19 protein-coding genes and 1 pseudogene are annotated in these 23018 nt (G+C 70.6%); 8 read left to right on the forward strand and 12 right to left on the reverse strand.

Going from position 1 to position 23018, the window contains the following annotated elements; genetic code table 11:
- Positions 1–38: 38 nt before the first annotated feature.
- Together ABZV38_RS23480 and ABZV38_RS23485 are read right to left on the reverse strand one after the other, a co-directional pair.
- Positions 39–290 (reverse strand): hypothetical protein, encoded by a 252-nt coding sequence (locus ABZV38_RS23480; protein WP_356329882.1) that lies wholly within the window; start codon positions 288–290, stop codon positions 39–41.
- A gap of 69 nt (positions 291–359) precedes the next feature.
- Positions 360–1550, reverse strand: coding sequence for a lactonase family protein (locus tag ABZV38_RS23485; RefSeq protein WP_356329884.1), 1191 nt, complete (start codon positions 1548–1550; stop codon positions 360–362).
- A gap of 236 nt (positions 1551–1786) precedes the next feature.
- On the opposite strand from ABZV38_RS23485, the gene ABZV38_RS23490 reads away from it, so the two are divergent.
- The 3 genes from ABZV38_RS23490 (at position 1787) to ABZV38_RS23500 (ending at position 5232) form a co-directional block, all read left to right on the forward strand.
- Entirely contained in the window at positions 1787–2626 is an 840-nt protein-coding gene (locus tag ABZV38_RS23490) for a TIM barrel protein (RefSeq protein ID WP_356329885.1), read from the forward strand.
- Between the two features lie 47 nt (positions 2627–2673).
- The gene (locus ABZV38_RS23495; protein WP_356329887.1) at positions 2674–3573 is read left to right on the forward strand and encodes a 2-hydroxy-3-oxopropionate reductase; all 900 of its coding nucleotides are present in this window, start codon (positions 2674–2676) and stop codon (positions 3571–3573) included.
- A gap of 201 nt (positions 3574–3774) precedes the next feature.
- Positions 3775–5232, forward strand: coding sequence for a catalase (locus tag ABZV38_RS23500; protein ID WP_356329889.1), 1458 nt, complete (start codon positions 3775–3777; stop codon positions 5230–5232).
- A 343-nt stretch (positions 5233–5575) separates the two neighbouring features.
- On the opposite strand, the gene ABZV38_RS23505 is transcribed toward ABZV38_RS23500, so the two are convergent.
- The 5 genes from ABZV38_RS23505 to gcl all read right to left on the reverse strand — a co-directional run bounded on the left by ABZV38_RS23505 (position 5576) and on the right by gcl (position 11745).
- Entirely contained in the window at positions 5576–6247 is a 672-nt protein-coding gene (locus ABZV38_RS23505; RefSeq protein WP_356329891.1) for a response regulator transcription factor, read from the reverse strand.
- Complete coding sequence (locus ABZV38_RS23510; protein ID WP_356329893.1) at positions 6244–7551, reverse strand: sensor histidine kinase; 1308 nt, start codon at positions 7549–7551, stop codon at positions 6244–6246. The genes ABZV38_RS23505 and ABZV38_RS23510 overlap by 4 nt, the downstream gene beginning before the upstream one ends.
- Before the next feature lie 25 nt (positions 7552–7576).
- On the reverse strand, positions 7577–8740 hold the full coding sequence (locus tag ABZV38_RS23515) for an acyltransferase (RefSeq protein WP_356329895.1): 1164 nt from the start codon (positions 8738–8740) through the stop codon (positions 7577–7579).
- Complete coding sequence (locus ABZV38_RS23520; protein ID WP_356329897.1) at positions 8733–9722, reverse strand: alpha/beta hydrolase; 990 nt, start codon at positions 9720–9722, stop codon at positions 8733–8735. The genes ABZV38_RS23515 and ABZV38_RS23520 overlap by 8 nt, the downstream gene beginning before the upstream one ends.
- 238 nt (positions 9723–9960) lie before the next feature.
- Positions 9961–11745 (reverse strand): glyoxylate carboligase, encoded by a 1785-nt coding sequence (gcl, locus tag ABZV38_RS23525; RefSeq protein ID WP_356329899.1) that lies wholly within the window; start codon positions 11743–11745, stop codon positions 9961–9963.
- Positions 11746–11996: 251 nt separating this feature from the next.
- On the opposite strand from gcl, the gene ABZV38_RS23530 reads away from it, so the two are divergent.
- The gene (locus ABZV38_RS23530; protein WP_356329900.1) at positions 11997–12710 is read left to right on the forward strand and encodes a hypothetical protein; all 714 of its coding nucleotides are present in this window, start codon (positions 11997–11999) and stop codon (positions 12708–12710) included.
- A gap of 6 nt (positions 12711–12716) precedes the next feature.
- On the opposite strand, the pseudogene ABZV38_RS23535 reads toward ABZV38_RS23530, so the two are convergent.
- Positions 12717–14386 (reverse strand): annotated as a pseudogene (locus tag ABZV38_RS23535) (IS200/IS605 family accessory protein TnpB-related protein).
- Between the two features lie 199 nt (positions 14387–14585).
- Between ABZV38_RS23535 and ABZV38_RS23540 the strand changes: the two are divergent.
- Positions 14586–15092: a GNAT family N-acetyltransferase gene (locus ABZV38_RS23540; RefSeq protein WP_356329902.1), complete on the forward strand. Its 507-nt coding sequence runs from the start codon at positions 14586–14588 to the stop codon at positions 15090–15092.
- Positions 15093–15260: 168 nt separating this feature from the next.
- Complete coding sequence (locus tag ABZV38_RS23545) at positions 15261–15491, forward strand: hypothetical protein (protein WP_356329904.1); 231 nt, start codon at positions 15261–15263, stop codon at positions 15489–15491.
- Positions 15492–15525: 34 nt separating this feature from the next.
- Here ABZV38_RS23545 and ABZV38_RS23550 read toward each other — a convergent pair whose 3' ends face one another.
- Together ABZV38_RS23550 and ABZV38_RS23555 are read right to left on the reverse strand one after the other, a co-directional pair.
- On the reverse strand, positions 15526–17139 hold the full coding sequence (locus ABZV38_RS23550; protein WP_356329906.1) for an AMP-binding protein: 1614 nt from the start codon (positions 17137–17139) through the stop codon (positions 15526–15528).
- Complete coding sequence (locus tag ABZV38_RS23555) at positions 17136–18812, reverse strand: AMP-binding protein (protein WP_356329907.1); 1677 nt, start codon at positions 18810–18812, stop codon at positions 17136–17138. Before ABZV38_RS23555 ends, ABZV38_RS23550 begins: the two co-directional genes overlap by 4 nt.
- A gap of 109 nt (positions 18813–18921) precedes the next feature.
- On the opposite strand from ABZV38_RS23555, the gene ABZV38_RS23560 reads away from it, so the two are divergent.
- Positions 18922–19764: a LuxR C-terminal-related transcriptional regulator gene (locus ABZV38_RS23560; protein ID WP_356329909.1), complete on the forward strand. Its 843-nt coding sequence runs from the start codon at positions 18922–18924 to the stop codon at positions 19762–19764.
- A 76-nt stretch (positions 19765–19840) separates the two neighbouring features.
- On the opposite strand, the gene ABZV38_RS23565 is transcribed toward ABZV38_RS23560, so the two are convergent.
- Positions 19841–20989 carry a winged helix DNA-binding domain-containing protein gene (locus tag ABZV38_RS23565; RefSeq protein WP_356329911.1) on the reverse strand — a complete coding sequence of 383 codons (1149 nt, stop codon included), beginning with the start codon at positions 20987–20989 and terminating at the stop codon, positions 19841–19843.
- Positions 20990–21121: 132 nt separating this feature from the next.
- Between ABZV38_RS23565 and ABZV38_RS23570 the strand changes: the two genes are divergently transcribed.
- A complete protein-coding gene (locus ABZV38_RS23570; protein WP_356329913.1) occupies positions 21122–22003 on the forward strand; it encodes a DMT family transporter in 882 nt (293 codons plus the stop codon).
- 28 nt (positions 22004–22031) lie between these two features.
- Here the strand turns inward: ABZV38_RS23570 and ABZV38_RS23575 are convergent, their stop codons facing one another.
- Positions 22032–22934, reverse strand: coding sequence for a DUF2510 domain-containing protein (locus ABZV38_RS23575; RefSeq protein WP_356329915.1), 903 nt, complete (start codon positions 22932–22934; stop codon positions 22032–22034).
- Positions 22935–23018 lie beyond the last annotated feature (84 nt).

The raw sequence follows: 23018 nt of genomic DNA on the forward strand, positions 1-23018 counted from the left end.
CTTGACCGCGGTGACGAGGGGGTGGTCCGAAGATTCGGTCACTTCGAGTCCTCCCCGATGACGTTGACCTGGAGTGATATCCGGGTGGCACCAGATTCCAGGGCCTTGCGCAGCAGGGAGTCCACCGCGGTGAGCACCGCGTCCGCGCCGCCCTCCGCCGTATTGCCGAAGGGGCCGACGTCCACGGCGTCCAGTTCGGCCGACTGGATGACCTCGCGGGCCACCACCGCGTGAGCGGGTGCCTCGTCGAGATCGAACGGCTCGGTGGTGAACTCCACTCTCAAGCGCACTGTGCCTCCCTCTCATGTGCTCGCTGCGCACCCTGGGGCCCGCGGCTCGGCCCCGACCCTAACCGACCGCTACCCGGCCCGGGGCCGGAGCGGCAGCACGCAGACAGCCATCGGGGCGGCGAACGGGGTTCCGGTGCGGTGCAGGCCGCCGCTCGCCCGGTCGACCTCGAAGACCGTCACGGTGCCGGACCGCTGGTTGGCGGCGAAGAGCAGCGCCCCGTCCGGCGAGAAGGCGATCTGCCGAGGGAAGTCGCCGCCCACCGGCACCGTGTCGATCAGCCGCAGCGCGGCCCCGCGCGCCCCCACGGCGTAGCGGGTCAGGCTGTTGTCGCCGCGGTTGGCGAGGTAGGCGAACCGGCCGTCCCCGGTGACCAGGAGCTGGGCGGGATAGCTGGTGCCGGGGCCGGTTCCGGTGGGCTGTGGGGTCCCCGGGGTCAGGGCGCCGGTGGCGGGGTCATAACCGCAGACGACGACGGTGTTGTCGACCTCGCAGGCGACATAGGCGAAGCGGCCGCTCGGGTGAAAGGTGAGGTGGCGCGGTCCGGCGCCCGGCCGCAGCGTGGCGTACGAGACCTGGCGGAGCGTGCCCCGGCGCCGGTCGAGCCGGTACGTGTACACGGTGTCGTTGCCCAGATCGACGGCGAGGACATGGCCGCCATCCGGGGAGGTGAGGATCTGGTGCGCGTGCGGCCCGTCCTGGCCGGGGCCGGGGGCCGGGGCCGTATGGACGACCAGGTCGGTGCGCTCCCCCAGCGAACCGTCGGCTGCGATCGGGTGCACGGCGACGCTGCCCGAGGTGTAGTTGGCGCTCAGCAGCCACCGGCCGCTTGGGTGGACGGAGAGATGGCAGGGACCTGCGCCGCCGGTGGAGCGGGTGCCGAGCACCCGGAACGTTCCGTTCGGGGCGAGCGCCACGGCCGTCACACCGCCGCGTTCCTGCTCGTCGACGGCGTACAGCGTGGTGCCCGAGGGGTGCAGGGCGAGGTATGAGGGGTTGTCGACGCCGGTGACGGTGGTGCGACCGGTGATCACCCCGGTCACCGGGTCGTACCCGGCGACGCCGATCCCCGCACCCCCTCCGGCGGTCGAGGTGTACGTCCCCAGGAAGAGCGTCCCGGTCCTTCGGTCGGCACGGGGGGCCGGGGCGTCCGGCCTGGCCGCCGCCGGGCCGGATGGCGCGGGCGGAGCGGGCGAGACGACGAAGGCCGCGCCCGCCAGGAGCGCTCCGAGGAACGTGCGGCGGCTGGTGCGGGTCGTCATGCGCGGCACCTCGGGTCGGCTGCGTCGGACATGTCAGCCAGAGTCTCCTGCCTCGCCCGAGGCCGCAAGTGGCGCAATTTCGGTTGCATCCTCCGCAATCGTCGCGCGCGGGGGTTGCGCGCGTCGCTCCTGGCGGCCCGATGTGCGGAGCCCCTCTTGACAGCTCTCCCTTCAGCCATGCAATCTTCCGTTGAGCAGAAACTAACTTCCGCGATACGGAAGGAGCGCCTGACGCCATGGGATTCCCGGACCAGCGCTTCGATGTGAACCTTTCGATCCTCTTCACGGAACTCCCGCTCCTGGAGCGCCCCGCGGCGGCCGCCGCCGCGGGCTTCACGGCGGTCGAGCTGTGGTGGCCCTGGATCGAGACCCCCACCCCGCCGCAGACCGAACTCGACGCTCTCAAGAAGACGCTCGACGACGCGGGCACGCAGCTGGTGGGGCTGAACTTCTACGCCGGACAACTGCCCGGACCCGACCGCGGTGCGCTCTCCGTACCCGGCGCGGAGTCGGACCGATTCCGCGCCAATATCGAGGTGGCGGCCGGCTTCGCCGCCTCGGTCGGCTGCAAGGCGCTCAACGCGCTCTACGGCAACCGCGTCGACGGTGTGGACCCGACGGCGCAGGACGAACTCGCCCTGGAGAACCTGGTCCTGGCCGCCCGCGCCGCCGACCGGATCGGGGCGGTCCTGCTGATCGAGACCCTGAACAAGCCGGAGTCACCGCGCTACCCGCTGGTGAGCGCACCGGCCGGGATCGAGGTCGTCGACAAGGTCAACGCCGCGACGGGCCTCGGCAACGCCAGGTTCCTGCTGGACCTGTACCACCTGTCGATGAACGGCGAGGACCTCAGCCAGGTGATCGCCGCGTACGCCGCAAACACCGGGCACGTGCAGATCGCCGACAACCCGGGGCGCGGCGCGCCCGGCACCGGCTCACTGCCGCTCGAGCAGCTCGTCGACGAGCTGACGAAGGCCGGTTACGACGGCTGGGTCGGCCTGGAGTACAAGCCGGGCGACCGACCGAGCTCCGAGTCCTTCGAGTGGCTCCCCGCCGAGGTGCGCGCGGCCCGCTGAGGGCGTCGGACCCACCCTCGTACACACGTTTTCAGGAAGGCACCCTCATGAGCAACAACCTCCCCAAGGTTGCGTGGATCGGACTCGGCATCATGGGCTCCCCCATGTCCGAAAACCTGATCAAGGCCGGGTACGACGTCACCGGTTACACCCTGGAGCAGGACAAGATCGACCGGCTGGTCGCCGCCGGCGGGTACGGCGCGGACTCGATCGCCGAGGCGGTCCGCGATGCCGATGTCGTGATCACGATGGTGCCCGCCTCCCCGCAGGTCGAGGCCATTGCGTACGGCCCCGACGGCATCCTGGAGAACGCGAGGTCCGGGGCCCTGCTGATCGACATGTCCTCGATCACTCCACAGACCTCCGTGGACCTCGCGAAGCACGCGAAGGACCAGGGCATCCGCGTGCTGGACGCCCCGGTGTCCGGCGGCGAGGCCGGTGCGATCGAGGCCGTGCTGTCGATCATGGTCGGCGGGGATCAGGCCGACTTCGACGCCGCGCAGCCGATCCTCCAGGCGCTCGGCAGGACCATCGTGCTCTGCGGTCCGCACGGCTCCGGCCAGACGGTGAAGGCCGCCAACCAGCTGATCGTCGCGGTCAACATCCAGGCCTGCGCCGAGGCCGTCGTCTTCCTGGAGAAGTCCGGGGTCGACCTCTCCGCCGCGCTCGACGTACTGAACGGCGGACTGGCCGGCTCGACCGTGCTGACCCGCAAGAAGGACAACTTCCTGCGGCGGGACTTCGCGCCGGGCTTCCGGATCGATCTGCACCACAAGGACATGGGCATCGTCACCGACGCCGCCCGCAATGTCGGTGCCGCGCTGCCCGTCGGCGCAGTGGTCGCGCAACTCGTCGCCTCGCTGCGCGCACAGGGCGACGGCGGCCTGGACCACTCGGCGCTGCTGCGCGCGGTCGAGCGCCTCTCGGGTCAGCCCGTCCAGGCCTGAGCGGCCGGGCCACCTCACAGACTTCCGGATGGTGTCGGCGCCGACACCTGTCCTGTCGCGCCCAGGCGCCGGCACCATCCGGAACACCTCACTCTCAATTTCAACAAACTGTTGACGTTCTGTTCGGAGCGTACTTACGCTCCTGGAGCCCCCAGGGCGTCGCAGTTCAGCAACTCCCGTACGGAAGGTCGCCCCGACACCATGACGCAGCGTGTGCTTACGACCGAGTCAGGCGCCCCGGTCGCCGACAACCAGAACTCCGCCACCGCCGGCGTCGGTGGCCCGATTCTCCTCCAGGACCAGCACCTGCTGGAGAAGCTCGCGCGCTTCAATCGGGAGCGCATCCCGGAGCGCGTGGTCCACGCCCGCGGCTCCGGCGCGTACGGCTACTTCGAGGTGACCGACGACGTCACCGGCTTCACCCGCGCCGACTTCCTCTCGGCCGTCGGCAAGCGCACCGAGACGTTCATCCGGTTCTCGACGGTCGCCGACTCGCTCGGCGGCGCCGACGCCGTACGCGACCCGCGCGGCTTCGCCCTCAAGTTCTACACGGACGAGGGCAATTACGACCTGGTCGGCAACAACACGCCGGTGTTCTTCATCAAGGACCCGATCAAGTTCCCCGACTTCATCCACTCGCAGAAGCGCGACCCGTTCACGGGCCGTCAGGAGCCCGACAACGTCTGGGACTTCTGGGCGCACGCCCCGGAGGCGACCCACCAGGTGACCTGGCTGATGGGAGACCGCGGCATCCCCGCCTCGTACCGTCACATGAACGGCTACGGCTCGCACACCTACCAGTGGACGAACACCGAGGGCGAGGCCTTCTTCGTCAAGTACCACTTCAAGACGAACCAGGGCGTGCGCTCCCTCTCCAGCGAGCAGGCCGCCGAACTCGCGGGCAGGGACGGCAGCTCGCACCAGACGGACCTGCTGCAGGCCATCGAGCGGGGCGTGAACCCGTCCTGGACCTTGCACGTGCAGGTCATGCCGGCCGCCGAGGCCGCGGACTACCGCTTCAACCCGTTCGACCTCACCAAGGTGTGGCCGCACAGCGACTACCCGCTGCAGCGGGTGGGCCGGCTGGTCCTGGACCGCAACCCGGACAATGTGTTCGCCGAGGTCGAGCAGGCCGCTTTCTCTCCGAACAACTTCGTGCCCGGCATCGGCCCGTCCCCGGACAAGATGCTGCAGGGCCGCCTGTTCGCCTACGCCGACGCGCACCGCTACCGGCTCGGCGTCAACCACACCCAGCTCCCGGTGAACGCGCCGCGCACCGCCGTCGTCGACAACTACGGCCGCGACGGCCTGCACGCCACCCGCAACGGCGCCCGCCACGACAGGAACTACGAGCCCAACTCGTACGCGGGCCCCGCCCAGACCGACGCACCGCTCTCCGCCCCGCTCGCCGTCCACGGCTGGACCGGCACCCACGCGGCGCCCGCCCACACCAAGGACGACGACTTCTTCCAGGCGGGCGAGCTCTACCGGCTGATGTCCGAGGACGAGAAGGGCCGCCTGGTCGCCAACATCGCCGGAAGCCTCTCCCAGGTCACCCGCGACGACGTGATCGAGAAGAACCTCGCCCATTTCCACGCCGCCGACGCCGAGTACGGCCAGCGCGTGGAGGACGCGGTCCGCGCCCTGCGCGAGGACTAGAACACCGAGACCGCGCAAGGGTTATGACGGGAGGTCATCTCCCCTGCGCTGTCCGTCCGGCCGGCCCTGAGGGGTGCCCGGCGGGACGGACGTGACTGAGGACCGCGGCGGCGTGCGAGCCAGTGCGGTGGTGAAGGCAGCCGGCGGCCGCTCTCGACCTGACAGAGAGTGGACCCGGCCGCCCATCGCTCGCCGCCGCGGCCCCGGCACAACCCGCACGAAGGACTCCGCCCGGCGGCGCGAACGAAACGGTCGCGCCGGCCTCTCGCCGTCGGGCGGTCACCACCCTCGCGCCAGGGCGGGGAGTACGGACGGTCCCGTACTCCCCGCCCTCGCGTGCGCGTCAATAGCCGGTCGGGCGGACCAGGCCCGTCTCGTACGCGAAGACCGCCGCCTGGGTCCGGTCGCGCAGCCCCAGCTTGGCCAGGATCCGGCTCACATGGGTCTTCGCCGTCTGCTCCGCCACCACCAGGCGCGTGGCGATCTCCGCGTTCGACAGGCCCTGCGCAATCAGGGAAAGCACCTCGGTCTCACGCTCCGTCAGATCACCGACTCGGTCCATGAGCGGGGCCCGAGGTTCCGCCGTCATCCGGGAGAACTCGGCGATCAGCCGCTTGGTGATGTTCGGGGCGAGCAGCGCGTCACCTGCTGCCACCACCCGTACCGCGTGGACCAGTTCCTCGACCGAAGCATCCTTGAGCAGAAAGCCGGACGCGCCCGCGCGCAGCGCCTCGTACACGTACTCGTCGAGATCGAAGGTGGTCAGGATGAGCACCTTGATCTGGGCGTCGTGCGGTGACGTGATGCGGCGGGTCGCCTCGATGCCGCCGAGCACGGGCATCCGGACATCCATCAGGACGACATCCGGGGCGAGTTCTGCGACCTTGGAGACGGCATCGAGGCCGTCCACCGCCTGACCGACGACCTCGATGCCGGGTTCTGCGTCGAGCAGCACCGTAAATCCCTGGCGGACCATCACCTGGTCGTCGGCGATCAGTACGCGGATGGTCGTCACAGTGTGTCCTCAGCAGGTAAGGCGGCCAGGTCAGGGGCGCTCACCGGCAGGATAGCCGTGACTTCGTAGCCGCCGTCCGGGGTCCGTCCAGTGACGAGTTCGCCGCCCAGCATCGCGGCGCGCTCGCGCATCCCGAGCAGTCCGTGCCCCATGCCCCGCGATGGCGCCGCGGGTCCGTCCGGCGCGGTGTTGGTGATCCGGACGGTGAGCCCGGCCGCCCCGTAGGCCGTCTCCACCCGCACCTGGGCACCGGGCGCGTGCCGCATCGCGTTGCTGAGCGCCTCCTGGACGATCCGGAACGCCGACAGTTCGACACTCGGCGGCAGCGGGCGCGGCGTGCCGATGGTGGCGGTGGTGACCACGAGCCCGGCGCCGCGCACATTGGCCAGCAGTTCGTCCAGGCGGTCGAGAGTGGGCTGCGGGGCGTGTCTCGCCCCCATCGAGAGAGCGTCCTCGGAGCGCAGCACGCCGAGCACATGCCGCAGCTCGGTGAGCGCCTCGACGGCGTTCTGCCGGATGCCCGCGAGGTTCTCCCTGAGCTCGTCGGACGGGTTGTCGACCAGGTGCGGGGCGACCTGCGCCTGGATGGAGATCACCGACATGTGGTGGGCGACCACGTCGTGCAGCTCGCGGGCGATCCGGTTGCGCTCCTCCAGCAGGGTGCGCCGGGCCCGCTCCCCGGCGGTGAGTTCCTCCTGGACGACCAGCTGGGTGCGGGCCACCCGCAGGCCGCGCAGCGAGGCGCCGATCACCACGGCGGCGATCAGGACCGGGGCGCCGCGGTCGAGGACGTAGTGGTGTGCCCGGGTGGTGGCGACAGTGCAGGCCAGTGCCGCGAGGAGGCTGATCACCAGCGCCCCGGCCGCCCGACGGGGCCGGACCCGCAGTGCCAGCAGGAACAGCACCCCGCACTGGAGCAAGAGCCCTGAAACGGTCCAGGGGAAAAATGCGTCCGGGCTCAACCCGGGCTCCGTGATCCGCGCGGTGACGACCATGAGGGCCGTCGACGCCCACCAGGCGGACACCGGGCGGAACATGCCGGCGATCAGCGCCGCCGCCTGGCCGATGCTGAGCAGCACCGCGTACCCGGGGATGGCGCTGCCGTCGACCGGTGCCAGATCGTTCACATGGGCCACGGCGAGGGCCACGGCACAGAAGACCAGCACCATCCCGAACACCGGCCGCCAGACCGGCCATCCGGGATGTCCCATGGCAGGCAGCGGATCGGCGGGCGCCGTCAGATCCTCGAACAGGGCGCGCGGCGCCCTCCGCAGCGCGGTCCTCAACCGCTGTTTGTCCCCCACCACTGACCCCCTCGTCCGGTTCAGACTAGGCACGGCGCATCACCGATGTCCGGGCAGGACGCCCCTCGCGGACGATACGGCCGCCTTTCCGCGGCCGCTCCTCCTCGTACTTACGGAATGCCGCCCAGCACACCAGCAGAGCCACGGCGAACACCGGCAGCCAGGCCAGCCGTGCGAAGACCCAGTCGTAGTCCCTGGGCACGGTGTGCAGACCGGGCAGCGACTCGCCTGCGAGCAGACCGACGGCGGTGACCGCCATCATCGCGGTCTGGTGCCAGAGGAAGACGGTCATCGCGGAGAGGTTGACCAGCGCCACCGCCGCCCAGGCCGCGGGGCGTCGAAGGACTCGCCGCAGCGGGCCGATCAGCAGCCGGGCCGCGCCGCACTGGGCGAGGCCGAAGGTGACAGCCGCGAGCGTGGGCGGGTCGAGGTTGGAGATCCTGGAGCCGGGCACCCCGACCATGGACGCCGGGTAGCCGGCCCACAGGACGAGTCCGGCCGTGGCGGCGGCGCCGATGAGCAGCAGGGCCCATCCGGTCGACCGGCTCCGCAGGCCGCCGCGGGCCCAGCTCGCACCCAGGCAGTACGGGACCAGCCAGCCGGCCGCCACATTGATCCAGCCGAGCCGGGCGGGACCGCCCAGTCCGAACCGGATCAGGTCGACATGCAGCACGACGGCGAGCGGCCACAGCGGATGAAGCTTCGCGACCAGCGGGGTCGCCGCCGTCAGCGCTGCGAAGACCAGCAGGAACCAGAGTGGTGACAGCACCAGTTTGAGCAGCGCGTGCACGGTCTCCGTGCCCACCCCGGAGGCGAGCAGCGCGCCCGCGATCACGGTCCACACCACCAGCACGGCGGCGACCGGCCTGAACAGCCGGCCCGTACGGGCGCCGAGCCACTGCCCGTACGTGGTGCCGCGAGTGCGGGCGGAGGCGTAACTCTTCGCCCCGACCTGACCGCCCACCAGGAAGAACACGGCAAGCGTCTGGAACAGCCAGGAGACCGGGGTCAGTTGGGGCATGTGCTGGAGGGGGCTCGCGGCACGCACCGTGCCGGTGTCGGCGATCAGGGCGGTCACCAGCCAGTGGCCGAGCACCACGCCCAGGATGGCGAGGGCGCGCAGTGCGTCGACGGCGCGGTCGCGGTCGGGTGGGGTGGCGGCGTCGATCCGCCGGACGAGTTCACGCATGACGGCCCTCCTCGGCAGGGGTCCGGCCTGAGACGATCCGGGCGATGTTCTTCAGCGATAAGGAGCCGGGCTTCAGGTAGTCGCTGTGACCGCCGTCGCCCGCCGCGAAGTGCCGGGCACCGAACTTCTGGGAGACCGGGTCCGTTCCGAATCCGAGAGTGATGAACGGGAGTCGGAGCTGTACGTGCGGCACCTCGGCGATCCAGTCGTCGCCGCCCCGGCCCGCCCAGACGGTGGCCGGGGTGTGGAGTGCGGAGACGTTGTCGGCGCCGGTGCCGGGGCTGCCGTACAGGACGATGTCCGAGACCGCCAGCCCTGGCGCTGACTCGGCACAGACGACGGATCCGTAGGAGTGGCACAGCAGCGAGGTCCGGGCGGTTGGCTCGGTACGCTTCAATTCGGCGAGGAATGTACGGAGTTCGGTTGCGGCGCTCTTGGCCCGGCCCGTGGTCACCGACGCCCGGCTCACCGTGTCCGGCGTTTCGTAGCCGAGCCAGCCGATGACCGCCGTCCCCTCGCCCGTCTCCCGGCGCAGGGCGACGGCGGCGGCCCGCAGCCGCCAGTACCGGTCGAGGCTGATGCCCGCCCCCGGGACCAGCACGGCGATCCGGCGCGCCCGGGAGAGGTCGCCGAAGACCTCGGCGCTGCGGCCGCCGTCGCGGCCGTCGAAGGAGAAGAAGTGGCGCGCCGGGTCGGCGAGGACGCGCAGGGCGGCGGCCCGCTTGCGGTCGCCGTGGCGGGTGGCTGTCCGCTCGGCCGCGCGGATGAACCCGCGGTTGACGGCGTACCGTTCGGCAAGGTCGGCGGGGGTCGCGGCGCGCAGCGGGGCGAGGGCGGCCGGGGCCGGTGCCGGGACGGCCGAGGGCCGGGCCGCGCCCGACAGGGGCACGGCGACCGCAGCGATGACAAGGGCGGCGAGCAGGGTCCGGACGGTGCGCGGAAGGTTCCTGCGCGGGTGACTCCTGGGCGGGCGGAGCGCCATGCGGGATGGTCCTTCCGTACCGGATGTCCGTCGAGATGTTCTGTCGTGCTTCCGGTACAGAAGCTAGGGAGCGGACCTTGTGGTCGGCGTCCGCCCGGGGAGGGCACCTTCCGCGTAACTCTGAAGTGCTACGGGTAGGGGGAGTTGCCGCATTCGGCCGGGCCCTGACACACGTGCGGGGGCGGACCACCGGGTTCTGGTGGTCCGCCCCCACACAGGCGCCGGAAGGGACGGTCCGTCAGCTCGCGACGAACGGGCGGATCGAGGTCGGGGCGTGGCCCGGCTCGGTGGCGATGTCCTCCCACTCGTTGATGGCGTCGATACCCGCGGCGCCCATCGAGATGTTGGTGACGCGCTCCAGGATCGCCTCGACGACCACCGGGACACGGAACTCGGCGGCCAGCTTCTTGGCCTCCTCGAACGCGGGCAGCAGCTGGTCCGGCTCGGTGACCCGGATCGCCTTGCAGCCCAGGCCCTCGACGACCTTGACGTGGTCGACGCCGTAGACGCCCAGCTCCGGGGAGTTGATGTTCTCGAACTCCAGGTTGACCTGAAAGTCGATGTCCAGGTTGCGCTGTGCCTGGCGGATCAGCCCCAGGTAGGAGTTGTTCACCAGGACATGGACGTACGGGATGTGGTGCTGTGCGCCGACCGCCAGCTCCTCCAGCATGAACTGGAAGTCGTAGTCGCCGGAGAGCGCGACGACCTGGCCCTCGGGGTCGGCGGTGGCGACGCCCAGCGCGGCCGGAATGGTCCAGCCGAGCGGACCGGCCTGACCGCAGTTGATCCAGTGGCGCGGCCGGTAGACGTGCAGCATCTGCGCGCCGGCGATCTGGGAGAGGCCGATCGTGGTGACGTAGCGCGTCTCCGGTCCGAAGGCGCGGTTCATCTCCTCGTACACGCGCTGCGGCTTCAGCGGCACGTTGTCGAAGTGGGTGCGGCGCTGCAGCCGGGCCCTGCGCTCCTGGGTGGAGGCGGCCCAGGCGCTGCGGTCCGCCAGCCTGTCCGCGGCCTTGAGCTCCTTCGCCACTTCGACGAAGAGCTCCAGCGCTGCCTTGGCGTCGGAGGCGATACCGAGGTCCGGCGCGAAGATCTTGCCGAGCTGGGTGGGCTCGATGTCGACGTGGACGAATGTGCGGCCCTTGGTGTACACGGCCAGGTCGCCGGTGTGCCGGTTGGCCCAGCGGTTGCCGATGCCCAGGACGAAGTCCGACTCCAGGAAGTTCGCGTTGCCGTAGCGGTGCGAGGTCTGCAGGCCGACCATGCCGGCGTTCAGCTCGTGGTCGTCGGCGAGGATGCCCCAGCCCATCAGGGTCGGGATGACCGGGGTGCCGGTCAGCTCGGCGAACTCGACGAGGAGTTCGCAGGCGTCGGCGTTGATGATGCCGCCACCGGCGACGATCACCGGGCGCTCGGATGCGAGCAGGAACCCGATCGCCTTCTCGATCTGGGCGCGGGACGCGGCCGGCTTGTAGACGGGCAGCGGCTGGTACGTTTCCGGGTCGAACTCGATCTCCGTCAGCTGCACGTCGATCGGGAGGTCGATGAGGACCGGGCCGGGGCGACCCGACCGCATCAGGTGGAAGGCCTGCTGGAAGACGCCGGGCACCTGCGCGGCCTCCAGGACGGTCGTCGCGGCCTTGGTCACCGGCTTGGCGATCGAGGCGATGTCGACGGCCTGGAAGTCCTCCTTGTGGAGCTTGGCCACCGGCGCCTGGCCGGTGATGCAGAGGATCGGAATGGAGTCGGCGATCGCCGAGTAGAGCCCGGTGATCATGTCGGTCCCGGCGGGCCCCGACGTACCGATGCAGACGCCGATGTTCCCTGCCCTGCTCCGGGTGTAGCCCTCGGCCATGTGGGACGCACCCTCGACATGGCGGGCGAGCGTGTGGTCGATGCCACCGCCGGCCTTGAGCGCCGCGTAGAACGGGTTGATCGCTGCGCCCGGCACGCCGAACGCATTGGTGACGCCTTCCAGCTTGAGGATCTCAACTGCCGCTCGGGCAGCGGTCATTCGAGGCATGGAGTACTCCTGCTCGGACGGGTGGAGTCGGGCTCTGTCGCGCCACCTGAGAGCACCTATTCCGCATTACGGAAATTCATTTCTGCTATACGGAAGCAATCTAAGCTGCGGCCGGATGGCCGTCAAGGCCACCGAATCCACCAAGTCGCTCCCCCGCGCCTCGCTCTTGGTGGACCATGGGACGGAGCACAGGGGACACGGGGCGCAGAGACCCCGGGGGCGGCGCCGGGGGGCGCCGGAGGGAGACCACAGTGGAGTCCGTGCCGGTACGCTGCCCGGCCTGCGGCCGCGATCACGCCTACCTCACACCGGTCTATCCGTGCCCGTGCGGGACCCCCATCGCCCCGCCGGTGCTGCGCGGCGGGGTGGTCGAGCCGATCACCCGCCGCACCTGGAACGAGGACTGGGTGACCGTGCGCTGCCGCACCTGCGGACGCCACGACCAGTGGCCGCAGCCGGAGCTGTGCTGCCCGTGCGGGTCGGTGCTGCGGATCCCGGTCCGCCCGGCCACGGAATCCGCGCCCGGCCCGGCCGCCGGGACCCTGTCCACCCACATCCCGCTGCCGCGGACGGCGGCGGCGCCCCGCCCGTCGTTCCGGCCGATGACGATCCGTACCGGCCGCGATGCGGTCACCGCCGCCGCGATGTATCTGAGGTGGCTGGGCTACCGCGACGTCGTGCAGCCCGCGGAACGCCCGGCCTCCCGGATCGATGTACGCGCCGCCGGGCTGATCGCCCAGGTCGACTCGACCACCCGGCCGACCACCCTGCGCGATGTCGAATGCCTCTGGCTGAACGGCTTGAACGCCTCGGTGACCAGCGTCTTCTTCTCACTGGCGGGCTATGCGCGGGACGCCAGGGCGCGGGCGGACGGTCTCTGCATCCCGCTCTTCGTGATGGACCTCACCGGGACCCCGCAGCCGGTCAACAGCCCGGCGGACGAACTGCTCTCCACCGGCGCCTGACCGTTCCTAACCGGTGTGCGTAAGTGAGTCTTGGACCCACTGCTGCGTACTGGGCGCATCCCGAACGGTTTTGGATGCACTGGGTTCCCGCTTTCGCTTCCCGCTCGGCGACGGCCCTCCAGGGGGCCGGTCCGTGGTGGGCGGGCGGGTTCCCTCACGCCCCCAGGTGCCCGGTTCGGCCGGGACGGTCCGATGCCGCACACGATCACTCCGGTCGTATGGGGGGGCGGTGCCGTCCTCCCCCAAGCTCTCAACTCCGTTCGAGCAGGGGATACCCCATCCCGGATCGGGTGCCCGAGGGCGCGTCTCCCGATCGCGATACCATCGGCATCATTACGGGACATCTCTCGGCGTGGGGTGGCCAGCGGTTTCTGCCAGTGCCGGGCACCCCACATGCTGGTGTAGGCCGGGTCGACCGCGACAATAGCCAGGCCCTGTTCGGCGGCCATGGACACCAACCGGGCCTTCAGCTTCCCGGTCGGGATACCGGAGATGAGCTGCCGGAACCGCTTGTGGCGGCCGTGCTTCTCACGGGTCTTCGCGGCGGTGAAGTCGAGGTCTTCGATGCCGATCGCGGCGACACCGACACGCCTGGCCCAGTTGATCAACCGAGTCAGGGCATGGCGGATCTGTGCATCTCGGTGACCGGCCGAACCGGACAGGTCGTAGGGGAAGCGGTGCGGGTCACCGACCGGGTTGCCATGTTGGTCGAGGTGGTAGGCGGCGAAGTGATCGGCGTTGGTGTCGACGCCGACCATGCCCCGGGCGCGGGCGGTCTCCAACGGGATGGTCCGGACGACGGGGCGCTGCCAGGATGCCATGAGGTACCAGCGGCCTCGCTGCGTATCGAGGTGGATGCGGTAGGCCACGGCCCGGTTCGCTGCGATGCGGTCGGCCCACTCCGCACCCCGGTGCACAAACGCCACGGTGGAGGCGAGGACGTACCGGCCGTACCGGGCATTGGCCAGGTGCGCGAGCGGGGCAGGCAGTCTGATGCTGACCTCGCCGTCCGGGGTGACGCGGATCGTCTCGTTCCCGAACCGCTTCCCCGACTCACCATCAGCAGCAAGAAACCAGCGTCCCGCCTCCCACCGCTCCCGCCACTGCTCCTCGGTGAGCCGGGCCTGGGCGAGGTTGTGGCGGGTGTTGAGGAGACGTTTACCGCCCCTCACCACCCGCACCCGTCCGGCCTGCCAGTCAGCAACAGCAGCAGCGAGCCGTGCTTCTAGCATCGCGAGCCGGCGGGATTTGCGGAACCACTCGTTCTTCGACCGGTAGCCGCCCGCAGCCCGCCTCGTTCCGGGCGCCCCGACCGGGAGGGACAGGCGGTGCCGCAACGTCTTGATCCCGGCAGCCAGCTTCCGGATATGTGCGGCCTGGCAACGGCGCGCCAGCGCCCACTGATCGTGCGTGGCCTTGGTGATCGCACCCGCGATCCGCGACGACGACACCCCGGTCAGGTCCCGCTTACGCGCCGCCCACGTGTCCGCACCGTGCTCCAGACCCTCCGCACAGCGAGCCTTGAGATCACCGGAAGCCAGCGCACCCTGATGCGCACCGACCGCACGCAGCACCAACTCGTCCTCGGGGGTGAGGTGTTTGAGGCGGTCCCGGACCGCCACCCCGCACGGCCCAGGCACCACAAAGGACACCGCCAGCTTCCGCAAACCACCCACCACACCACCCCCGCCCTCAAGGCCGGACACCTGCCACCCAGCCCAACGAGCAACAACCACCAAGGTCACCCATTCGACCCCAGAACCCCCGTTCCCACCCCCACCAACCCACCGACAGAACTCACTCCCACTCACCACACTCCAGCTCAGCAAACCCACAGCAGCTCACACCCCCCGTACCGACCGCCATACTGGCGGCATGCGCATCCGTCCCGCCCGCCGCTCCGACCTTCCGCTGCTCCAGGAGATCGAGCGCGCCGCCGGCGAACCCTTCCGCACCCTCGCCATGTCCGCCGTCGCGGACGACGACCCGCCGCCTCTCGACCTGCTGGACGAATACCGCAGGGCCGGCCGCGCCTGGGTGGCCGCGGACGCCGACGACCGCCCGGTCGGCTACCTGATCGCCGATCCGGTCGACGGCGCGGCCCATGTCGAGCAGGTCTCGGTCCATCCGTCCGCCGCCCGGCGCGGCCTCGGCAGCGCGCTCATCGACCACCTCGCCCTCTGGGCGGGCGAACAGCGGCTCGAAGCCCTCACCCTCACCACCTTCTCGCACGTCCCGTGGAACGCGCCGTACTACACGCGCCTCGGCTTCCGCACGCTCACGGAGGCCGAACTCACCGACGGGCTGCGGAAGATCAGGGCGGAGGAGGCCGAACACGGCCTGGACCGCTGGCCGAGGGTCTGCATGCGGCGCGACCTCTGACGCGGCGACACCATTCGTCCACTTCCACGCGGGCACCGGGGCAAGCCCGGACACGCGCCCCGACGCCGCAGCGGAACCGGTCGGCAACAGCGAGTGCAATCCGTCACGTTCGGTCCTGAGGCCACAATTGTTCGGCCGCTGTCAGTGGGCGGCCTTAGAGTGGTGCGCATGGTCTTAACTCCACGGCTTTCACCACCTTCCACCTCGCAGATCACCGCACAGAACGCACAGCCGACCCACCCGTCCGCCGTCGAGGCGAACGAGGCAATCCGTGCGCTCGTGGACGCACGAGCCGGCCAGGACTGGTCCTCCGTGGAGTCCGCGGCCTACGAGGTGCTGCTCATCGAGTGGGCGGCGGCCACCCGGGGCGCTGCCGGCGACATCATCGAAGCCGCCTGACAGCGCCCGACGGACGCCATTCCCGCCGGGCCTCCTACCCGTAGTTCTCCCGCAGTTCGATCTTCCGGACCTTCCCGCTCACCGTCATCGGGAAGGTCTCCAGGATCTGCAGCCGCCGCGGGATCTTGTAGTGCGCCAGCTGCTCCCGGCAGTACTCCGTCACCTCGTCCAGGGTCGGCGGCTGCGCCGGGTCCCGGGGGATGACGCAGGCCAGGATCTCCTCGCCGTACGTCTCGTCCGGTACGCCCACCACCTGCACGTCGGCGATCTTCGGATGGCCGTAGAGGAACTCCTCGATCTCCCGCGGGTACACGTTCTCGCCACCGCGGATGATCATGTCCTTGATGCGGCCGACGATCTGTACGTAACCGTCGTCACGCATCACCGCGAGGTCACCGGTGTGCATCCAGCGCCCCGCGTCGATCACTTCCGCGGTCCGCTCGGGCTGCTCCCAGTAGCCGAGCATCACGCTGTAGCCACGGGTGCAGAGCTCGCCCGCCGCGCCGCGCTCCAGGGTCACGCCCGTCGCCGGGTCGACGACCTTCACCTCGATGTGCGGCATCACCCGGCCGACCGTGCCGGTGCGGCGCTCCAGGTCGTCGTCGCGGCGGGTCTGGGTGGAGACCGGGGAGGTCTCCGTCATGCCATAGCAGATGGACACCTCGTCCATGTGCATCTCGGCGACGACCCGCTTCATCACCTCGACCGGGCAGGGTGATCCGGCCATGATCCCGGTGCGCAGCGAGGAGAGGTCGTACGAGGCGAAGTCCGGAAGGTTCAGCTCGGCGATGAACATGGTGGGGACGCCGTAGAGCGAGGTGCAGCGCTCCTGCTGGACCGCCGCGAGGACGGCGGCGGGCTCGAAGGCAGGAGCCGGGATCACGATGCAGGCGCCGTGCGAGGTGATGCCGAGGTTGCCCATCACCATGCCGAAGCAGTGGTAGAAGGGAACGGGCAGACAGACCCGGTCCTGTTCCGTGTAGGCGATCATCTCCCCGACGAAATAGCCGTTGTTGAGGATGTTGTGGTGCGAGAGGGTGGCACCCTTGGGGAAGCCCGTCGTACCCGAGGTGTACTGGATGTTGATCGGGTCGTCGCAGGACAGCTCGGCTTCTCTGGCCGCCAGTTGTTCAGCGGTGACGTCTGCGCCCGCTGCCGTCAGCTCGTCCCAGGACGGATCGCCGATGTAATGCACGGCGCGAAGGGCGGGGCAGTCGGCCCGGACCTGGGCGACGAGGGCGCGGTAGTCGCTGCTGCGGTGGGCGAGCGAGGAGATCAGGAGGGAGATCCCGGCCTGGCCGAGCACATACTCCAGCTCGTGTGCCCGGTAGGCCGGGTTGATGTTGACCATGACGGCGCCGATGCGGGCGGTGGCGTACTGGACGAGCACCCACTCGGGGCAGTTGATCGCCCAGATGCCGACACGGTCGCCCTTGGCCACTCCGGAACCCATCAGAGCGCGCGCCAACTCGTCCACGGCAGCGCCGAATTCGGCGTACGTCCAGCGGCGCCCCGAAGCGACGTCGACGAGCGCCTCACGCTCCGGGTACGCCTCGATCGCCCGGTCGAGGTTGCGTCCGATGGTGTCGCCGAGCAGGGCGGTGGTACCGGTGCCGTGCGCGTAGGAAAGGCCGGGCCGTCCGCTCATCGCAGGTCCCCCTCGTCGTATTCGGTGCCGACGCCTTCGGCCGTGCGCTCGCGCAGCTCGATCCGGCGGATCTTGCCGGACACGGTCTTCGGCAGTTCGGCGAATTCCAGCCGGCGGATCCGCTTGTACGGGGCGAGCACCGCCCGCGAGTGCGCGAACAGCACCTTCGCGGTGTCCGGGCCGGGCTCCCAGCCATCCGCGAGCACGACGTACGCCTTCGGGACCGCGAGCCGGACCGGGTCGGGCGCGGGCACGACCGCGGCCTCGGCGACCGCCTCGTGCTCCAGCAGGGCGCTCTCCAGCTCGAACGGCGAGATCTTGTAGTCGGATGCCTTGAAGACGTCGTCGGCGCGGCCGACATAGGTGATGTAGCCGTCCTCGTCGCGGGAGCCGATGTCGCCGGTGCGGTAGTAGCCGCCCGCCATCGCCTCGGCGGTACGGTCCGGGTCTCCGTGGTATCCGGTCATCAGGCCGACCGGACGGTCCGACAGGTCGAGCGAGATCTCGCCCTCCGTCGCGCCCGGCTCGCCGGTGACCGGGTCGAGGAGCTCGACCTTGAAGCCGGGGCTCGGCCGCCCCATCGAACCGGCCTTCAGTAGCTGACCGGGAGTGTTGGCGACCTGGACGGCCGTCTCGGTCTGGCCGAAGCCGTCCCGGATGGTGACGTCCCACGCGCGCCGGACCGTCTCGATGACCTCCGGGTTCAGTGGCTCGCCCGCCGCGACGACCTCGCGCGGCGGGGTCTTCAGCTGGGAGAGGTCGGCCTGGATCAGCATCCGCCAGACGGTGGGCGGGGCGCAGAAGCTGGTGACGCCCGAGCGGTCCATCTCGGCCATCAGCCGGCCCGCGTCGAACCGGGTGTAGTTGAAGATGAAGACGGTCGCCTCGGCGCTCCACGGCGCGAAGAGGTTCGACCAGGCGTGCTTGGCCCAGCCGGGCGAGGAGATGTTGAGGTGGACGTCTCCGGGCTTGAGGCCGATCCAGTACATCGTCGACAGGTGGCCCACCGGATACGAGACATGGGTGTGCTCGACCAGCTTGGGGCTGGCGGTCGTGCCGGACGTGAAGTACAGCATCAGTGGTTCGTCGGCGTCGGTCTCCCGGTCCGCTTCGAAGCTCTCCGGCTGTTCGTCGGCGCCGGTGTAGGAACGCCAGCCCTCGACCTCGCCGCCGACGACGATCCGGGTGTAGTCACCCGGTACCTCGTCGAACTTGGCGGCGTCCGCGTCCCGCACGATCACATGCCGGACCCGGCCGCGGTCCACCCGGTCGCGCAGATCGACGGGGCCGAGGAGCGGAGTGGCGGGGATGACGACGGCGCGCAGCTTCATCGCGGCGAGGGCCGTCTCCCACAGTTCGACCTGGTTGCCGAGCATGACGAGGATCCGGTCCCCGGCGCGTACCCCCTGGGCACGCAGCCAGTTCGCGGCCTGGTTGGAGCGGGCGGACATCCGGGCGAAGGACGTCTCGGTGCGCCGGCCGTCCTCCTCCACGATGTGCAGGGCGGTGCGGTCGTTGTTCTCGGCGATGACGTCGAACCAGTCCAGCGCCCAGTTGAAATGGTCGGCCAGAGGCCAGCGGAAGCCTTCGTAGGCCGTCGCGTAGTCCTCGCGGTGCTGCAACAGAAAGTCCCGGGCAGCCCGGAACGTTTCCGTCGCGTTCGTTGCCGACATGTGCCCTCCTCATTGCGGACCGGACCGGTCACTTAACATCATGTAAACAGTGACCCAGGTCTCACCACCCCCGAACGGGGGTGCAGCGGGCGGGCAGAGAGGCAACAGCGTGCCGGAACCGGTCGATACGGTCGAGATGCAAGCGGCGCTGCTGCGGCTGCGCCGGACGAGCGGACTGCCCGTCGCATTCGGCGGACTGCTCTCGGACCCGCGCCACGCCAGGATCGTGGAGCTCAACGGTGCGCAGACCACCGCGCTGCGCGGGCTCGTCATATCGGCCGGCAGCGGCCTCGGCGGCAAGTCGATCGCCCTGTCGCGGCCGTGCGCGGTGACCGACTACCCGTCGTCACGGCATATCAGCCACGAGTACGACACGGCGGTCGCCGCGGAGGGCCTGCGCTCGGTGGTCGCGGTGCCCGTCGTCGTGCGCCGGAAGGTACGGGGCGTGCTGTACGGGGCGCTGCGTGAGCCGCTCGCCCTCGGGGACCGTACGTTCGACGCGGCGGTGTCGGCGGCCCGTGATGTGGAACAGGCCCTCGTCGTAAGGGACGAGGTGCAGCAGCTCCTGTCCGTCACCCGGGACCAGGTGACGGACCCCCGGGCCGGCCCGGGGGCTTGGGAGCAGGTCCGCGAGGCGCACCGCGAACTGCGCGCGCTCGCACCCAAGGTGACCGACCCGGCGCTGCGCGACGAGCTGCTCTCGGTGTGCGCGCGGCTGGCCTCGGCATCCGGGGCGCAGGAGCCACGCGCCCATGGGGTGCTGCTGGCGCCGCGCGAGGTCGATGTCCTCGCCTGTGTGGCGACGGGTGCGACGAATGCGGTGGCGGCCGGCCGGCTGGGGCTTCGACCGGAGACGGTGAAGGGGTATCTGCGCTCGGCGATGCGGAAGCTCGGGGCGCACACCCGGCTGGAAGCGGTGGTCGCCGCGCGCCGGGCGGGGCTGCTGCCGTAGCCGCGCGCCCGGCCGACACCGCGGCTCCTGCCGTACCGTCAGCAGCAGAGCCCCGCCGGCCGGGCCCTGCTGTGGTTCAGTCCGCGAAGTCGACGAAGGGGGCGAACCGGATGTCGTGCGCGGACGGGTCCGTCGGCACCGACGCGGCAAGCATCCGCAGCCCTTCCTCCGTGACGGCGTCGCGCTCGGCCCTGCTCAGCCGCCCCAGCTCCTGCACGGTGACGGTCCCCTCACCGCCGTCCCTGCCGCCGGGCACACCATGGCGCCAGATCGCGGCGACGAACCCGTCGACCAGCACCGTCCCGTACGCCTGGTTGCCGTTCCCGTTGCGCCCCTTGTACTGCGGCGGGATGACGCGCGTACGGTCGGCGTGGCCGAGCAGCACGTTGTCGAACTCGGGCAGGAAGCGCGGCGGGGCCGGAGTGTCCGGGTGCGGACGCGGGGCGTCCGGCAGGTCGAAGAGCTCGACGCCGTTCTCGTCGCGGAAGGTGACCAGCTGCGGCCTCAGCCGTTCGAAGGCTTCCCGCAGCCGGGTCAGCCCCGCCCACCTCTGCATGTCCTTCACGGAGGCGGGACCGAACGCGCCGAGGTAGCGCAGCACCGTCGCGTCGGGTGCGGGCGCCGGCTCCGCCGGCCGGCCGAGCCAGTGCTCGACGGTGGTCAGCGCGACCTGTCCGCTGCGTCCCCACAGCCCGCGCGGGGTGACCTGGACCAGGGGCAGGGTGCAGCGCGCGGCCACGGTCAGGGCTTGCGGGTCGGCGTCCGGCCACTCGGCGAGGAGCGCTCCGCGCAGCTCCTTCGGGGTGCGCGGCCGCTCTTCGACCAGTCCTCTGCTGATCACCGCGAGCCGGTTCAGGTCGACTCCGGCCAGCCCCTTGCGGAACATGTGCAGCTCCCGGCCACGCGCCGGCTGGACCAGCGGGCGCAGGGTGAGCGCGTCGTCGGCGGTGTGGGTGTGGATGGTGGACCGCAGGGTGACGATACGGACCACCTCGCGGGACTCCATCAGCCCGGAGAGTTCGGCGGGGTCGACGCCTTCGAGCCGGGCGAAGAGCTGGTAGTAGGGCGGCTTGGTGTTCTGTGCCTGGAGCCCGACGAGATGCCCGACGGCGTCCTTCGCGGACATCGGGCTCCGGCGCAGGAGCAGTTGGCGCGCCAGGGTGGCACGGCCCAGTGCGCGGGGCGGGAGCACGGCGGGTGCGGCGGGGTTCGTCTTCGCGGCCATGCACCGCACGCTACGCGGGCTTGCGGACATCTTCGGTCCGCAAGTGCGCTCCGTCCCTCCTGTCCGGGCCGCCGCAACGCAGGACGGCGGGACTTCCCGGGAATGCGCGTCGGCCGCCCGCATCATGGTCCGGTGATCAGTGTCCTGTTCGCCATCCTGACCGCACTCAGCAACGGCGCCGCCTCTGTGCTGCAACGCCGCGCCGCCCGCTCGGTACCCGACACCGAGGCGATGCATCTGTCGCTGATCGGCCATCTGGTGCGCCAGAAGGTGTGGCTGGCCGGGATCGGCCTGGTGATCGTCGCCGCCGTCTGCCAGGCCACTGCGCTGGCCACCGGGCCGATCTCGGTGGTCCAGCCGATCTTCGTCATCGAGCTGCCGGCGACGCTGCTGCTGGCCGGGTTCGTGATGCGGGTCCGGGTGCCCCGTGGGGTCTGGTACGGGGTGGCTGCCGTGACATTCGGACTGGCCCTCGGCATGGTCTCCGCCGCGCCGGGCGGCGGCAGTTCCTCGGTACAGGGCGCGGCGTGGATCCCGGCGCTGGTCATGACCGCGATCTTCGAGGCGGCGCTGATCGGCGGAGCGCTGTCCACCCGCGGCAACCCCCGTGGGGCGCTGCTCGGTCTGGCCGCCGCGTGCGGGTACGCGCTCACCGCCGCCCTGATGAAGGACGCCATGGCGCAGCTCGGCGACGGCGGCGGGGCAGCCGCGCTCATGACGTCCTGGCAGCTGTACGCCACCGCCGCCGCCGGGGTGGGTTCGCTGTTCCTCCTTCAGAACGCCCTGCAGGCGGGCACCCTGGTCGCCGTACAGCCGATGCTGACGCTGGGCGACGCGGTGATCAGCATCCTGTACGGCGTGACCCTGTTCGGCGAGCATCTGCGAACCGGCTGGTGGCTGCTGCCCGAACTGGTCGCGCTCACCATGATCGCCCTGGGCTGCGTCGAACTGGCCCGCTCGCCGCTGGCATCCGGCAACGCCGTACCGGCGTCGCGCGCCACCCGCGTGAAGTGACGGCCCGCCTGCCGGGAGGCGAGGCTCCTCAGGCGGTCTGCCCGGATCCCGACCCTGTACCGGAAGCGGCCTTGATGCCCTTCGTGATCTCGTCCATCACCGAGAGCGCGGGCGCCTTGGAGCTGATGTCGAAGCCGGAGCGCACGACGACCAGCATGTCCGCGGAGTGCGGGGACGGGAGGACCAGCGACTGCACGTACCCGTCGTCGCCCTTCTTCGTGACCACCTTCCAGCGCACCAGATAGCCCTTCTGGCCCGCGACGGTGACCGGCTCGGACTTGAGCTGCTGGTGCGAGCTGATGGCGCCGTAGGCCTTGCCGCCGTACGACTCCTTGGCGTTGACGGCGATGTCCGCCTTGGCTGCCGCCTCCGCCGTCCTCGCCGTGATCTTCAGCGCCTGGGCCGGGGCGGCGAACACTCCGCCGCGCTCGCACTTCTGCGAGGTGTCGGCCGGGCAGGTGTACGTGCCGGTGCTCACCGACGCACCGATCGTGGCCGACTGCCCCTTCCAGCCGTCCGGCACCGGCAGGCTGAGGCCGCTGATCATGTCCGTGACATAGCCGTCCTCGGACGGCGGCTGCAGTGGCTGTTGCTGGTCCGGCGCGGGGCTCTGGTCCCCGGGAGCGCCGGAGCCGCCCTGGCCGTTCTCTCCCCCGGGGAGACTGGGCGCGGGCGACGCGGCGTCGGAGGAGGTGTTCTTCGTACGGCCGGAGTCGTCGGTCAGCATCAGGACGCCACCCGCGATCGCGGCGAGCACCACTACGCCGGCGGTGACGCCGACCCCGATCCGGATCCGGCGGCGCCGGACGGTCGCGGGCGGCATGCGGAGCTGATCGGTCCACCGGCTCCCGTCCCACCAGCGTTCCTGGACGGGGCCTGTTCCTGTATACCCGGGGTCCGTATGCCAGCCGGGAGGGCTCATCTCGGTCACGACGTCCACCGTAGAGGTGCTCCGTGAAAATCAGATGAAACCGGTTCGCCGAACTCCGGCCGCACCCCTCCCTCCCGAGGACGT

Source organism: Streptomyces sp. NPDC005181 (genome assembly GCF_040608395.1).
GTDB lineage: Bacteria > Actinomycetota > Actinomycetes > Streptomycetales > Streptomycetaceae > Streptomyces.